Annotated in this window: 15 protein-coding genes and 1 tRNA gene; 4 read left to right on the forward strand and 12 right to left on the reverse strand. The window is 70.0% G+C overall.

Going from position 1 to position 13,354, the window contains the following annotated elements; all coding sequences use genetic code 11:
• The first annotated feature begins 110 nt into the window (after positions 1-110).
• Positions 111-767: an SDR family oxidoreductase gene (locus QQM39_RS17320; protein ID WP_301997731.1), complete on the forward strand. Its 657-nt coding sequence runs from the start codon at positions 111-113 to the stop codon at positions 765-767.
• Between the two features lie 50 nt (positions 768-817).
• The gene (locus QQM39_RS17325; protein ID WP_302003615.1) at positions 818-1,150 is read left to right on the forward strand and encodes a nuclear transport factor 2 family protein; all 333 of its coding nucleotides are present in this window, start codon (positions 818-820) and stop codon (positions 1,148-1,150) included.
• A 99-nt stretch (positions 1,151-1,249) separates the two neighbouring features.
• On the opposite strand, the gene QQM39_RS17330 is transcribed toward QQM39_RS17325, so the two are convergent.
• Positions 1,250-1,462 carry a hypothetical protein gene (locus QQM39_RS17330; protein WP_079052337.1) on the reverse strand — a complete coding sequence of 71 codons (213 nt, stop codon included), beginning with the start codon at positions 1,460-1,462 and terminating at the stop codon, positions 1,250-1,252.
• An 83-nt stretch (positions 1,463-1,545) separates the two neighbouring features.
• Positions 1,546-1,627 (reverse strand) — tRNA-Tyr (locus tag QQM39_RS17335).
• 224 nt (positions 1,628-1,851) lie between these two features.
• Here QQM39_RS17335 and QQM39_RS17340 point away from each other — a divergent pair.
• Positions 1,852-2,340 (forward strand): YajQ family cyclic di-GMP-binding protein, encoded by a 489-nt coding sequence (locus QQM39_RS17340; RefSeq protein WP_030174428.1) that lies wholly within the window; start codon positions 1,852-1,854, stop codon positions 2,338-2,340.
• A 128-nt stretch (positions 2,341-2,468) separates the two neighbouring features.
• Here the strand turns inward: QQM39_RS17340 and QQM39_RS17345 are convergent, their stop codons facing one another.
• Positions 2,469-2,735 (reverse strand): GlsB/YeaQ/YmgE family stress response membrane protein, encoded by a 267-nt coding sequence (locus QQM39_RS17345; RefSeq protein ID WP_301997733.1) that lies wholly within the window; start codon positions 2,733-2,735, stop codon positions 2,469-2,471.
• A 136-nt stretch (positions 2,736-2,871) separates the two neighbouring features.
• On the opposite strand from QQM39_RS17345, the gene QQM39_RS17350 reads away from it, so the two are divergent.
• A complete protein-coding gene (locus QQM39_RS17350) occupies positions 2,872-4,149 on the forward strand; it encodes an APC family permease (protein WP_301997735.1) in 1,278 nt (425 codons plus the stop codon).
• Between the two features lie 301 nt (positions 4,150-4,450).
• Here QQM39_RS17350 and QQM39_RS17355 read toward each other — a convergent pair whose 3' ends face one another.
• From QQM39_RS17355 to QQM39_RS17395, 9 genes are all read right to left on the reverse strand, one after another.
• A complete protein-coding gene (locus QQM39_RS17355; protein ID WP_301997737.1) occupies positions 4,451-5,017 on the reverse strand; it encodes an SMI1/KNR4 family protein in 567 nt (188 codons plus the stop codon).
• Between the two features lie 96 nt (positions 5,018-5,113).
• A complete protein-coding gene (locus QQM39_RS17360) occupies positions 5,114-5,509 on the reverse strand; it encodes a YccF domain-containing protein (RefSeq protein ID WP_301997738.1) in 396 nt (131 codons plus the stop codon).
• Positions 5,506-6,369, reverse strand: a complete 864-nt coding sequence (gene htpX / locus QQM39_RS17365) for a zinc metalloprotease HtpX (protein WP_301997740.1) — start codon at positions 6,367-6,369, stop codon at positions 5,506-5,508. The genes QQM39_RS17360 and htpX overlap by 4 nt, the downstream gene beginning before the upstream one ends.
• Before the next feature lie 237 nt (positions 6,370-6,606).
• On the reverse strand, positions 6,607-8,130 hold the full coding sequence (locus QQM39_RS17370; RefSeq protein ID WP_301997741.1) for an NADH-quinone oxidoreductase subunit N: 1,524 nt from the start codon (positions 8,128-8,130) through the stop codon (positions 6,607-6,609).
• On the reverse strand, positions 8,127-9,695 hold the full coding sequence (locus tag QQM39_RS17375; protein WP_301997743.1) for an NADH-quinone oxidoreductase subunit M: 1,569 nt from the start codon (positions 9,693-9,695) through the stop codon (positions 8,127-8,129). Before QQM39_RS17375 ends, QQM39_RS17370 begins: the two co-directional genes overlap by 4 nt.
• A gap of 6 nt (positions 9,696-9,701) precedes the next feature.
• The gene (locus QQM39_RS17380; protein WP_301997745.1) at positions 9,702-11,696 is read right to left on the reverse strand and encodes an NADH-quinone oxidoreductase subunit L; all 1,995 of its coding nucleotides are present in this window, start codon (positions 11,694-11,696) and stop codon (positions 9,702-9,704) included.
• A complete protein-coding gene (gene nuoK, locus QQM39_RS17385; protein ID WP_301997748.1) occupies positions 11,693-12,082 on the reverse strand; it encodes an NADH-quinone oxidoreductase subunit NuoK in 390 nt (129 codons plus the stop codon). The genes QQM39_RS17380 and nuoK overlap by 4 nt, the downstream gene beginning before the upstream one ends.
• A complete protein-coding gene (locus QQM39_RS17390) occupies positions 12,082-12,756 on the reverse strand; it encodes an NADH-quinone oxidoreductase subunit J (protein ID WP_302003616.1) in 675 nt (224 codons plus the stop codon). Before QQM39_RS17390 ends, nuoK begins: the two co-directional genes overlap by 1 nt.
• A 17-nt stretch (positions 12,757-12,773) precedes the next feature.
• Positions 12,774-13,352, reverse strand: a complete 579-nt coding sequence (locus tag QQM39_RS17395) for an NADH-quinone oxidoreductase subunit I (RefSeq protein ID WP_301997750.1) — start codon at positions 13,350-13,352, stop codon at positions 12,774-12,776.
• Positions 13,353-13,354: the final 2 nt, after the last annotated feature.

Consider the following 13,354-nt stretch of genomic DNA (forward strand, 5'->3'; position numbering starts at 1 on the left):
TCGGCGACTCGTGCGCCCGGCGTTTGGGCGTGAGGTGTGCGCCTGTGGGGACGTGAGGCATGGCTGAAGTCGTGCGGCGAATGCGGCCGTCCGGGCGTACGGTCGGAAACATGCGCATTGTCATCGCTGGTGGTCATGGTCAGATCGCGCTGCGGCTGGAGCAGCTGCTCGCCGCGCGTGGGGACGAGGTCGCGGGGATCATCCGCAAGGCCGAACAGAGCGACGACCTGCGGGAGGCCGGCGCCGAACCCATCCTGCTGGACCTGGAGTCGGCCTCGGTCGAGGAGGTCGCGGAACATCTGCGAGGCGCGGACTCGGCGGTCTTCGCGGCCGGCGCGGGCTCGGGCAGCGGGGCGGCCCGCAAGGACACGGTGGACAAGGGCGCGGCGGTCCTGTTCGCGGACGCGGCGGTCCTGGCAGGCGTACGGCGCTTCGTGGTCGTGTCCTCGATGGGCGCCGACCCGAAGCACGAGGGTGACGAGGTCTTCGACGTCTACCTGCGCGCCAAGGGCGAGGCCGACGAATACGTCCGCGGCCTGGACGGCCTGGACTGGACGATCCTGCGCCCCGGCATGCTGACGAACGACGCCGGAACCGGCCTGGTACGCCTGGAGGCACACACCGGCCGAGGCCCGATCCCGCGCGACGACGTGGCCGCCGCACTCGCGGAGTTGCTCGACACACCGGCGACAGCCGGCCTGACGCTGGAACTGATCAGCGGGTCGGCTCCTGTCTCGGTTGCGGTGAAGTCGGTGGCGGGGAACTGAAGTTGGGCTCGGAGGGGATTCCGGCCGCGCGGGAAGCGCTCTTGCGGCGCATGTACGAGGTCTTCTCGACAGACGAGCGAGAGGCCTTCATGCAACGTTGCCTCGCGCCCGACGTGGACTGGCCGAACATCCTGGACGGAGTCCGGCTGCACGGCCGCGAGGCGGTACGCGCGTACTGGGCCCGGCAGTTCGCCGCCGCGCATCCCCTCGTACGGCTGGAGGGCCCGCACGCGGACGAGGACGGCGCGGCGGTGGTGGCGACCGTACGGCCCGGGATGCGCGACGCGTCGGGCGATCGGTGGGCGCAGGAGACGGTCGAGCACGTGTACCGGTTCGACGCGGACGGGCTGGTGGCGCGGATGGATGTGCGGGAGGGCGCTTAGGGGGTGGGGGCGGGCCTCGGGATGAAGCTCGGAGTGAGGCTCAGCGTGGCTCGGTGGGGGCCGGAGGCCGGGAGGGGGGCTGGGGGCCGGAGGATGCTCTCAGAACAGCGGCAGCTGCCCGGGGAACTCAGGTACGACGTACCCGTCCAAGGCGGGCTGGGCGGCCCCGAGTTGCGCCTGCCGACGCGAGCCGGGACACGACACGAGTTCCCCGCTCTCCCGTGCGCCGGGCGGATCGTGCCGTGCGAACCGACCGGCGACGACGGCGATCTCACGACGGCACTCGGGGCAGCTTCTGCGACGCATGGCCATGCAGTCAGTGTGCCCCGAGCGTGTTCTGGAACGCGAAAACCCCTCCGCTCTACGTTTCCGCAGATCGGAGGGGTTTCTCAGCGTGGCGGCGCCAGGATTCGAACCTGGGAAGGCTGAGCCGGCAGATTTACAGTCTGCTCCCTTTGGCCGCTCGGGCACACCGCCGGGTTTGCTGCCGTTCGAACCGCTTCTCGGCGGTGCTCCCTGGCAACGACGTAAACAATACCCGATGGGGAGGGGTGCTTCGCCACCCGATTGATCGCCGCCCGGGGGACGAGGGGTGGCTAGGCTTGTCCGGATGCGGTCCGGGGCCTGCCTCGGGCTCGGCGGCACCCCCACGCCCGCCGAGACGCATCCCATACGCACCCCGATACAAGGAGCCACAGGACATGGCCGACTCCAGTTTCGACATCGTCTCGAAGGTCGAGCGGCAGGAGGTCGACAACGCCCTCAACCAGGCCGCCAAGGAGATCTCGCAGCGCTACGACTTCAAGGGCGTGGGTGCCTCGATCTCGTGGTCCGGTGAAAAGATCCTGATGGAGGCGAACTCCGAGGACCGGGTCAAGGCTGTCCTCGACGTCTTCCAGTCCAAGCTGATCAAGCGCGGGATCTCGCTGAAGGCCCTGGACGCGGGCGAGCCCCAGCTCTCGGGCAAGGAGTACAAGATCTTCGCGTCGATCGAGGAGGGCATCTCCCAGGAGAACGCGAAGAAGGTGGCGAAGATCATTCGCGATGAGGGCCCGAAGGGAGTCAAGGCCCAGGTGCAGGGTGACGAGCTGCGCGTCAGCTCCAAGAGCCGTGACGACCTGCAGGCCGTGATCGCCCTTCTGAAGGGCAAGGACTTCGACTTCGCGCTGCAGTTCGTGAACTACCGGTGAGCTGCTGATCCGAGCCGGCTACGGCACCGGCTATGGCCCCGGCTGCGATGTCTCACGAGAAGGGTGGGCACCGCGGGTGCCCACCCTTCTCGCCTGCCGGCTGCGGTCCGGGGATGTGCTCGCCTCGCTCAGTTGCGCGAATGTCCGAACAGGATGCGGTAGGCGACCAGGAGCACGAGGGAGCCGCCGATCGCGGCGGCCCAGGTCGTGCCGTCGTAGAAGTCCTTGGTGATCGGGTGGTCCAGCCAGCGGGCCGATATCCAGCCACCGATGAACGCGCCCGCGACGCCGATGAGGGTGGTGCCGATGAAGCCGCCGGGGTCGCGGCCCGGCAGCAGGAACTTGGCGATGGCCCCGGCCAACAGCCCCAGAATGATCCAGCTGATGATCGTCATGCCGTGAACCTGCCCTTCCGCGCTGTGCCTGCACTTTCCCGGCACTGTGATTTCGGGCGCGCTTGTTCTTGCGTTGTTGGTGGAGAAGACGTCACGGTTGCATCTCTCGGTTGCAGTGATCAGTAGGGTTCCGGCCATGACCCGGTCCAGCTCCGACTCCTCCTCCGAGCTGCGGCGCACCCTGGGGGTCGGGGACGCCGTGGTCATCGGGCTCGGCTCCATGGTGGGGGCCGGCATTTTTGCCGCGCTCGGGCCTGCGGCGGGCGCGGCCGGATCCGGGCTGCTGCTCGGACTCGCGATCGCGGCCGTGGTGGCCTACTGCAATGCCACGTCCTCGGCACGACTGGCCGCCCTGTATCCGGCCTCGGGCGGCACATATGTCTACGGGCGGGAGCGGCTCGGGGAGTTCTGGGGATATCTCGCGGGCTGGTCGTTCGTGGTCGGTAAGACGGCCTCCTGTGCGGCGATGGCGCTCACTGTGGGCACGTACGTCTGGCCTGGGCAGGCGCACGCGGTGGCGGTCGCGGCCGTGGTGGCGCTGACCGCGGTGAACTACGGCGGCGTCCAGAAGTCCGCCTGGCTGACCCGGGCGATCGTGGCGGTGGTGCTGGCTGTCCTCGGTTGTGTGGTCGTCGTGTGTCTGGGGTCCGGGGTGTCCGATGCCGGGCGCCTAGACGTCGGGGCTTCGGGCGGCGTGGGCGGGGTGCTGCAGGCGGCGGGGCTGTTGTTCTTCGCGTTCGCCGGGTACGCACGGATCGCAACCCTCGGTGAAGAGGTGCGGGACCCGGCGCGCACCATCCCCCGGGCGATTCCGCTGGCCCTGGGCATCGCTCTGGCGGTGTACGCGTGTGTGGCGGTGGCTGTCCTTTCCGTACTGGGGTCGGATGGTCTGGGGCGGGCGGGCGCACCGCTGGCCGACGCGGTGCGGGCAGCCGGGGTACCAGGGCTCGTGCCCGTGGTACGGGTGGGCGCCGCCGTCGCCGCGTTGGGCTCGCTGCTCGCCCTGATTCTGGGCGTCTCGCGGACGACGCTGGCCATGGCCCGCGACCGGCATCTGCCCGGCGCCCTGGCAGCCGTGCATCCGCGCTTCCAGGTGCCGCACCGGGCCGAATTGGCCGTGGGGGCGGCGGTCGCGGTCCTGGCCGCCACGGTGGATGTACGTGGCGCGATCGGGTTCTCCTCCTTCGGTGTGCTGGCGTACTACGCGGTGGCCAACGCCTCGGCCTGGACTCTCGACTCGGCGCCGACTGCACGCATCGTGCCGGTGGTGGGGCTTCTCGGGTGCGCGGTACTGGCCTTCTCGCTACCCGGGGTTTCGGTTGTTGTCGGTGCGGGTGTGCTGGCGGTGGGGGTGGTTGCGTACGGCGTACGGCGGTGGATGGCGGGGCAGCGGTCGGGTGCCCGGGGAAAGTAGGCCGACGTAGGCGTGTGCCGACGTACGCGTATCCGTTGCTGGGTGAGGGGCAGGTCGGTCCAGCTGGTGCTGTCGGGCTTGCCGGACCGGTGGGCGGCTGCCGAACCGCGCGGCATGATCGGTCCGCTCAGGGGCCGTCGCGGACCACGAGAAGCCGTCGGTCCACTTGGCGCCGATCAGGCCAGTCGGCGCACTCGATCCCTCAGCCCACTCGACGCACTCGGTCCCTCAGCTCACTCACGACTGTCCATCTAAATCGACCGGGCGCCTGTCCACTCGGCGACCACCGGTCCGTGCGCCCTCAGGACGCCTGTGCCGTCGTTGTCCGTATGCGGAAGTCGCCCCAAGGGGCCATTTCCAGCCCCTCGTTCATCTCCACGTACCAGCCCGTGCCGTCGATCCAGGCGCGCAGCCAGTCCGTGAGGCTCGGGGCATCCACGTACCACGCCTGGTCGGCGTCGTCGGCGTTCGGTTCGAAGAGCAGGACGGTGGCCTGAGGGCTGCGGCAGTCCACGCACGCGTACATCGCGCAGCCCCAGTGGGATATCGGCAGGACGCCTTCGGGCCAGGGCCAGTCGGGGTCCTTGCGGGCGCTCTCGCGGTTGGCGAGGTACTGCGTGACGGCGGCGGGCTCGTCGGCCGGAGGGTTGTCGAGCAGGGGCAACAGGCCGTACTCGGGGCCGAAACCGCCGTCTCCTATGCCCAGGTAGAGGTCGGCGAGCAGCGGGGGAAGGCGGAAGCCGAGGGCAGCCTCGGCTCGGGCCAGGGTCGTCGAGTCCACGGGGTCGGGGAGTGAAGGCCAGCCCCACGGGCGGGTGTTGCGGGCCTTGTCCGCGACCCTCGTCAGCAACTGCTCGATCTCGGTCATGCGTTCATGATGCAAGCCGCCACTGACAATCGGTCGGGCCTGTGGACAACCGCCGGGTTGTGGATAAACCGGCGGTCACCGCACCCACCCACTGCTCTACCAGCGTGAGGCGAACGGCTGGTCCGTCGACACGATTTCGCGGCCCAGCGGGAACAGCGACACCGGGATCAGCTTGAAGTTGGCGATGCCGAACGGGATACCGATGATCGTGACGCACAGGGCGATGCCGGTGACGATGTGGCCGATGGCCAGCCACCAGCCCGCGAGGATCAGCCACAGGACGTTGCCTATGCAGGAGGAGGCTCCCGCGTCGCGGCGCTCGACCGTGGTGTACCCGAAGGGCCACAGGGCGTAGATGCCGATACGGAAGGCCGCGATGCCGAACGGGATGCCGATGATGGTGATGCAGAGCAGGAGGCCCGCGAGCATGTAGCCGAGGAACAGCCAGAAGCCGCTCAGGACGAGCCAGATGACGTTGAGGATGGTCTTCACTGTGGGGGGCCTGCCATCTTTTCGAGCCGGGCGATACGGTCCGCCATCGGCGGGTGGGTGGAGAACATCTTGGAGAACCCCTGACCTGGACGGAAGGGGTTCGCGATCATCATGTGGCTGGCGGTCTCGATGCGGGGCTCGGGGGGCAGCGGAAGCTGTTTCGTGCCGTGCTCGAGCTTGCGCAGGGCGCTGGCGAGGGCGAGTGGGTCGCCGGTGAGTTGGGCGCCGGACGCGTCGGCCTCGTACTCCCTTGAGCGGCTGATGGCCAGTTGGATGAGCGAGGCGGCGAGCGGCCCCAGGATCATGATCAACAGCATGCCGAGGAGACCTGGGCCGTCGTCGTCATCGGAACGGCCGATCGGGATCAGCCAGGCGAAGTTGACCAGGAACATGATCACCGAGGCGAGCGCGCCGGCGACCGACGAGATCAGGATGTCGCGGTTGTAGACGTGACTGAGCTCGTGGCCGATGACGCCGCGCAGTTCGCGCTCGTCGAGGATGCGCAGGATGCCTTCGGTGCAGCACACGGCGGCGTTGCGCGGGTTGCGGCCCGTCGCGAACGCGTTCGGCGCCTCCGTCGGGGAGATGTAGAGGCGGGGCATGGGCTGGCGGGCCTGGGTGGAGAGGTCGCGGACCATGCGGTACAGCCCCGGGGCCTCGAACTCGCTGACGGGGCGGGCACGCATCGCGCGTAGCGCCAGCTTGTCGCTGTTCCAGTACGCGTACGCGTTCGTGCCCAGGGCGATCAGGAGCGCGACGACGAGCCCCATGCGGCCGAAGAAACTGCCGATGACGATGATGAGTGCGGACAGTCCCCCGAGGAGTACTGCGGTCCTGAGCCCGTTGTGCCGGCGGTGCACGGTACGCCCTCCAAGTGGTGCGGCAGGGGAACCCTTTGCTGGTCGATCTCCGATGCCACTGGTGCCGTGGTGTCACGTCCAGTGGACCCTTCCGTACTGGTCAACGCCAGGCGAGGGCCACGGGTTCCCTGGTCCGTCGGGCGGCGGGCGTGGGCCGTCCGGGTGAAGGCGCCGGCACACGCCACGCGCGCGTGGAAGGCGAGTGCCCCACGCGCGCGTACGGAATACGCCAGAGGCTCAGAAGAGCCCGGTGTCGGCGAAGCGCAGGATCAGCTGGGGGGCTCCGGACAGCGCGATGCCTACGACTCCGGTGAGGGCCAACGTGGCCGTCACGGGCGCGGGGACGAGGTGCTTGACGGGCTCGCCCTCGGGGGCGCGGAACAATAGGGCCGTCCACTGGAGGTAATAGAACAGCGCGATCACGACGTTGACGGCCATCACGACGGCCAGCCAGCCGAGGCCCGCGTCGACGGCGGCGGAGAAGACGGTGACCTTGGCGAAGAGGCCGATGATGCCCGGCGGGAGTCCGGCGAGGCAGAGCAGGAAGAAGGCCAGGATCAGGGCGGACAGGGGGTTGCGCGCGTACAGGCCGCGGTAGTCGCTGAGGCGGTTGAGGGTCTTCGTACGGCCGACGAGTGCGGCCACCGCGAAGGCGCCGAGGTTCACGGCGGCGTACATGAGGGCGTAGGCGACGGTGGAGCCGATGGACCGCTCGCCGTCGCCGGAGTACGCGGCGGCCGCGATCGGCACCAGGAGGTAGCCGGCCTGGCCGACGGAGGACCAGGCGAGCAGGCGAACCGCGCTGTACGCGCGCGTGGCCTGCTGGCGCAGGGCACCGACGTTGCCGACGGTCATGGTGAGGGCGGCGAGCGCCGCGAGGGCCGGGCCCCAGACATCGGCGTACGACGGGAGGGCGACGACCGTGACGAGGATCAGGCCGGTGAAGCCGACCGCCTTGCCCACGACCGACAGGTAGGCGGCGACCGGCAGGGGCGCTCCCACGTAGGTGTCCGGCACCCAGAAGTGGAAGGGCACGGCGGCCGTCTTGAAGGCGAAGCCGACCAGGGTGAGGACGACTCCGGTCTGGGTGAGGGTCTGGAGCTGTCCGTCGACGTTCTGGATGCGGTCGGCGATCTGGGTGAGGTAGAGCGTGCCGGTGGAGGCGTACACGAAGCTGATGCCCATGAGGCTGACCGCGGTCGCGATGACCGAGGACAGGAAGAACTTCAGGGCCGCTTCGGAGGACTTGCGGTCGCCGTGGCGGAGGCCGACCAATGCGAAAGCGGGGAGAGAGGCGACCTCTAGAGCGACGATGAGGGTCGCCAGGTCTCGGGACGCAGGGAGCAGGGCGGCTCCGGCAGCGGAGGAGAGCAGCAGAAACCAGAACTCCCCTTCAGGGAGGCCCTTGTCGGCGTCCTTGAGGGCGGTGACCGACAGGAGGGCCGCGAGGAGGGCGCCGCCGAGGACCAGGAACTGGATGACGAGCGTGAAGCGGTCGGCAGTGTAGCTGCAGACGTCTGCGTCGCCGGTCAGGCAGAAGGTGGAGCGGTCGCCGTCGAGGAGGGGCAGCAGCAGGAGCGCGGAGACCGCGAGGCCGGCCACGGACGTCCAGCCGAGCAGGGCCTTCTTGTGCTCCGCGACGAACAGGTCGGCGACGAGGACCACGAGTCCGACGACCGCCGCGACGGTGGGCGGCGCGATGGCGAGCCAGTCGACGGACTGGACCACCGACTCGGCCAGGGGCTGGGCCAGGGAGCTCATCGGGTGCCTCCTGCGAGGAGCTGCTGCACGGCCGGGTCGGTCAGGCCGAGGAGAGTCTTCGGCCACAGGCCGGCGACGACGGTGAGGGCGACGAGCGGGGTCCAGGCCGCGAACTCGTACGTCTGGACGTCGGCGAGCTTCGGGTGCGGTGCGGCGCCCATGCAGACGCGGCGGACCACGACCAGCAGGTACGCGGCTGTGAGCAGGGTGCCGAACGCGCCGATCGCCATGAAGGTGAGGAAAGCCGGGCGGCTGAGCTCGGCGGCCGGCTCGAACGCGCCGAACAGCGCGAGCATCTCGCCCCAGAACCCGGCGAGGCCCGGCAAGCCCAGGGAGGCGACCGCGGCGAACGCGAGCAGGCCGCCGAGGCGCGGGGCCTTGCCGTACAGCGCGGCGCCGGTCTGCTCGGCAAGGGCGTCGAGGTCGGTGGTGCCCGTACGGTCCTTCAGCGCGCCGACCAGGAAGAACAGCAGGCCGGTGATGAGGCCGTGGGCGATGTTGGCGAACAGGGCACCGTTCACGCCGGTCGGGGTCATCGTGGCGATGCCGAGCAGGACAAAGCCCATGTGGCCGACGGAGGAGTAGGCGATGAGGCGCTTGAGGTCGCCCTTCGCGCCCTGCTTGGCGAGGGCCAGGCAGGCCAGGGATCCGTAGATGATCCCGACGACGGCGAAGGCGGCGAGGTACGGCGCGAAGTCGGCGAAGCCGTCAGGGGTGATCGGCAGGAGGATTCGGACGAACCCGTACGTACCCATCTTCAGCAGTACGCCGGCCAGCAGGACCGAGCCGACCGTCGGCGCGGCGGTGTGGGCGTCGGGCAGCCAGCTGTGCAGCGGCCACATCGGCGTCTTGACCGCGAGCCCGATCCCGATCGCCAAAACGGCGATGACCTGCACGGATGTGGTCAGCGTCCGGCCGTTGTCAGTGGCGAGTGCCACCATGTCGAATGTGCCCGCCTTGATTCCGATCAGGAGCAGGCCGAGCAGCATGACCACGGAGCCGAGCAGCGTGAAGAGGATGAACTTCCAGGCGGCCTCGGCCCGGCCCTCGCCGCCCCAGCGGGCGATGAGGAAGTACATCGGGATCAGGACCATCTCGAAGGCGAGGAAGAAGAGCAGCAGATCGAGGACGGCGAAGGTGGCGAGGGTGCCGGACTCCAGGACGAGCAGCAGTGCGACGAAGGCCTTCGGGGTCGGGCCCGCGGGCATCTTGAAGTACGAGTAGAGCGCGCAGAGGAAGGTCAGCAGCGCGGTCAGGACCAGAAGGGGGAGGGAGATGCCGTCGATGCCGAGGTGGATGCGCACATCAAGTGCGGGGATCCAGCTGATGTCCGTGCTGGCCTGCATCTTCGACGGCTGGTCGTGGTCGAAGCCGAGCGCGAGGACGATCGCGGCGATGAGGACGGCGCCGGTCACGGTCACGCCGTGCCTCAGCACGGCTTGCTCGGGCGACTTCCCCTTCAGTCCGGGCGGGGCGGGCAGGAGAGCGGCGGCCGCGCCGAGAAGCGGGCCGACGACGATGAACGCCAGAAGGAACTGCATCACGGACTCGTTGATATCGATCACGCCTGCTCACGCTCCCGTGGCGACGAGGACGGCGGCGACCGCCAGGACGACGGTGCCGGCGAGCAGCGCGCTCACATAGGTCTGCACATTGCCGGTCTGGGCACGCCGTACGGCGATGCCGAGCCAGCGGGGTAGAGCACCCGCCCCACGGACGTAGGTGTCGACGACCTCGCGGTCGAGGAACCGGACGAGACTCGCGCCGGCCTGGACCGGGCGGACGAACAACGCCCGGTACACGGCATCGAGGTGGAAGCCGACGGCCGCGTGGCGGTGCAGCGGGCCGAGCAGCAGCCGGCCGGGGTCCGCCGGGTCGGGGGCGTAGGCCACTCCCCCGTACGCGGGTGCGTGGCTGGCGATGGCCTCGGCCTCGACCTGGGCGGCGTCGCCCTCGGGGTGAGCCGCGACCGCGCCCAGCGGGACGCGGGCCGCCACGGCCGTGGTGTGGCGCCAGGCGGCGTAGGTGACGATGCCGCCGACGAGGGCCACGCCGGTGCCGAGGACGGAGGTGGTGAGGGTCGGGGCGAGGTCGCGACCGTCGAACCAGTCGGGGAGCACGCGGAAGGCGAGCGCGCCGACGGCGAGGGACGGGGCGGCGAGCACCCACAGCACCACGGTCATCGTCAGCGGCTGCCTGCCGTGGTCGGGGGCCTCGGCGCCCCGGCCGCGGAAGGCCAGCAGCCACAGCCGCATCGCGTAGGCGGCGGTGAGCAGGGCCGTGAGCAGGCCGGCAACGAGGACGATCCAGCCGGAGGCGCCGGGGACGCGCTCGGCGTGACCGGTGGCGACGTGCTCGGCAGCACCGAGGACGGACTCCTTGGAGAAGAAGCCGCTGAACGGCGGGATCGCGGCGAGCGCGAGGAGCGCCACGGTCATCGTCCAGTAGGCGTCGGGGACGCGGGCGCGCAGATTCTTCATGCGGGACATGGCCGCCAGCGAGTTGGTGCCGGCGGCGTGGATGATCACGCCGGCCGCGAGGAACAGCAGCGCCTTGAAGGCGCCGTGCGAGAGGAGGTGGAAGACGGCGGCACCGCGGTCGGCGACGGCGAGGGCGCCGGTCATGTAGCCGAGCTGGCCGATCGTCGAGTAGGCGAGGACGCGCTTGATGTCGTCCTGGGCGAGCGCGGCGAGGCCAGAGCCGATCATCGTGACGGCGGCCATCACGGCGAGGACGATCATCGCGGCCTGGGAGGCCTCGAAGACCGGGAGGAGACGGGCGATGAAGTAGACACCGGCGGCGACCATCGTCGCGGCGTGGATCAGCGCGGAGACGGGTGTCGGGCCCGCCATGGCGTCGGGGAGCCAGGTGTGCAGCGGGAACTGCGCCGACTTGCCGGCCACGCCCGCGAGGAGCAGCAGGGCGATCAGGGTCGGGTGGTCGAGTCCGCCGCTCGCGACGGTGCCGAGGATCTTCGTGATGCGGAAGGAGCCGGCGTCGGTGGCCAGCGCGAACAGGCCGATGAGGAAGGGGACGTCACCGAGCTTGGTCACCAGGAAGGCCTTGATGGAGGCGGCGCGGGCCTCCGGGGTCTCCCAGTAGTGGCCGACCAGGAAGTAGGAGCAGATGCCCATGATCTCCCAGCCGACCAGCAGCACCATCAGGTCGCCGGAGTAGACGACGAGCAGCATCGCGGAGGTGAACAGGGAGACGAGCGCGGCGTACGAGGGGTAGCGCGGGTCCTCGCGCAGGTAGCCCGTGGAGTAGATCTGCACGCACGTGGCGACGACGCCCACGAGTACGGCGACGAGGGCGGCGAAGCCGTCGATGTGCAGGGCGAGTTCGATCGGGACCGAGCCGGTGGGCGTGAGCTCGGTGGCGGCGTTGATCGCCTGGTCGCCTCCCTGGCGCACGGCGACCACCGCGGCGAGCACCAGGGACGCGAGCGTCGGCAGGACGGCGAGCGGGCGGACGAAGCCGGGTGCCGTGCGGCCCAAAAGCAGGCCGAGTCCGGCGCCGAGGAACGGAAGGAGGGGGACGAGGACGGCGAGGGTGGTCGTGGTCACGCGGTGGCCTCAGCCTTCTCGGCCTGCGGGGTCGTGGAGGCGTCGCGGTCGGGGCCGTCGGTGTCGTGGCTCTCGGCGCTGTCGCGGAGCTTGTCGATGTCCGAGGTGCCGCGGTTGCGGTAGACGGCGAGGACGATCGCCAGGCCGATGCCGATCTCTGCGGCGGCGATGGTGATGGTGAACAGGGTCAGGGCCTGGCCGGAGTGCAGGGTCTCCTCGGCGGCCTTGCTGAGCCAGACGTCGAAGGCGACCAGGTTGAGGTTGACGGCGTTGAGCATCAGCTCGACGGACATCAGGACCAGGATCGCGTTGCGGCGGGCGAGGACGCCGTACAGGCCGGTGCAGAAGAGGAGGGCGGAGAGTACGGCGGGGTAGGCGAGGTGCATCAGCGGGCGCCTTCCTGCTCGGTCGGCTCAGTTCCCTCCGACGACCCAGTTCGCCGGATCGGGTGATTGCGGGAATCCGGGGCGGATGGGGAACTCGCGGTCTTGGCCCGGGAGTTCACAGGGGGAGAGCTCGGCTCCGCCTTCGCCTGGCGGGACAGGACGATCGCGCCGACCAGGGCGGCGAGGAGGAGGACGGAGAGGCCTTCGAAGGGGAGGACCCAGTTCTGGAAGAGGCTTTCGCCGGTGGCCCTGGTGGAGCCGGCGGCGGGACCGTCGAGGTCGATCCAGGTCGTGCGGAAGGCGTCGACGACGACCCAGATCAGGGTGGCCGCGGCGGCGAGGGCCACGGTGAGGGCGGCCCAGCGGTTGCCGGAATCGGCGTCCGGGGAGCGGCCGATGGGGGCCTTGGTGAGCATCAGACCGAACAGGAGGAGGACGACGACGGAACCGACGTAGATGAGGACCTGCACCCAGGCGATGAACTCGGCGGTGAGGAGGAGGTACTCCACGGCCAGGCCGCCGAGCGTGACCACCAGCCACAGGGCGGCGTGCACCAGCTGCCGGGTGGTGACGGTGATCAGCGCGGCGCCGAAGGTGGCCAGGCCGACGAGGAGGAAGGCGATCTCGACGCCGGTCGGGGAGAGGAAGCCCTGCGTGTCGGCGGCCGTGGTCAGCGTGGCGTAGGTGGGGCTCACGACTCGCCCTCCCGCGGCTCGTTCGGCTCTTTCGGCTCGGCCTGCTCGGCCTGCGCGGCCGCCAGCTTCTCGGCGGTCTTGCGGGCGGCGGCGATCTCCTTGGGTTCCTCCGCGCCGGGGTCGAGGGCGGGCGGGGCCGGGACGGTCCACATCCACTCGCGGAGCTTGTCGCGCTCGTGGGTGAGGTCACGGATGTCGGTCTCGGCGTACTCGAACTCCGGGGACCAGAACAGGGCGTCGAAAGGACAGACCTCGATGCAGATACCGCAGTACATGCACAGGGAGAAGTCGATGGCGAAGCGGTCGAGGACGTTGCGGCTGCGTTCGCGGCCGCCGGGGGTCGCCGCTGGGACCGTCTCCTTGTGGGAGTCGATGTAGATGCACCAGTCGGGGCACTCGCGGGCGCACAGCATGCAGACCGTGCAGTTCTCCTCGAACAGGCCGATCACGCCGCGGGTGCGGGGCGCGAGGTCGGGCTGGGTGTCCGGGTACTGCGCGGTGACGGACTTCTTCGTCATCGTGCGGAGGGTGACGGCCAGGCCCTTGGCGAGGCCGGAGCCGGGGATGGGGGCCATGG

It is taken from the genome of Streptomyces sp. DT2A-34, from assembly GCF_030499515.1.
Classification (GTDB): domain Bacteria; phylum Actinomycetota; class Actinomycetes; order Streptomycetales; family Streptomycetaceae; genus Streptomyces.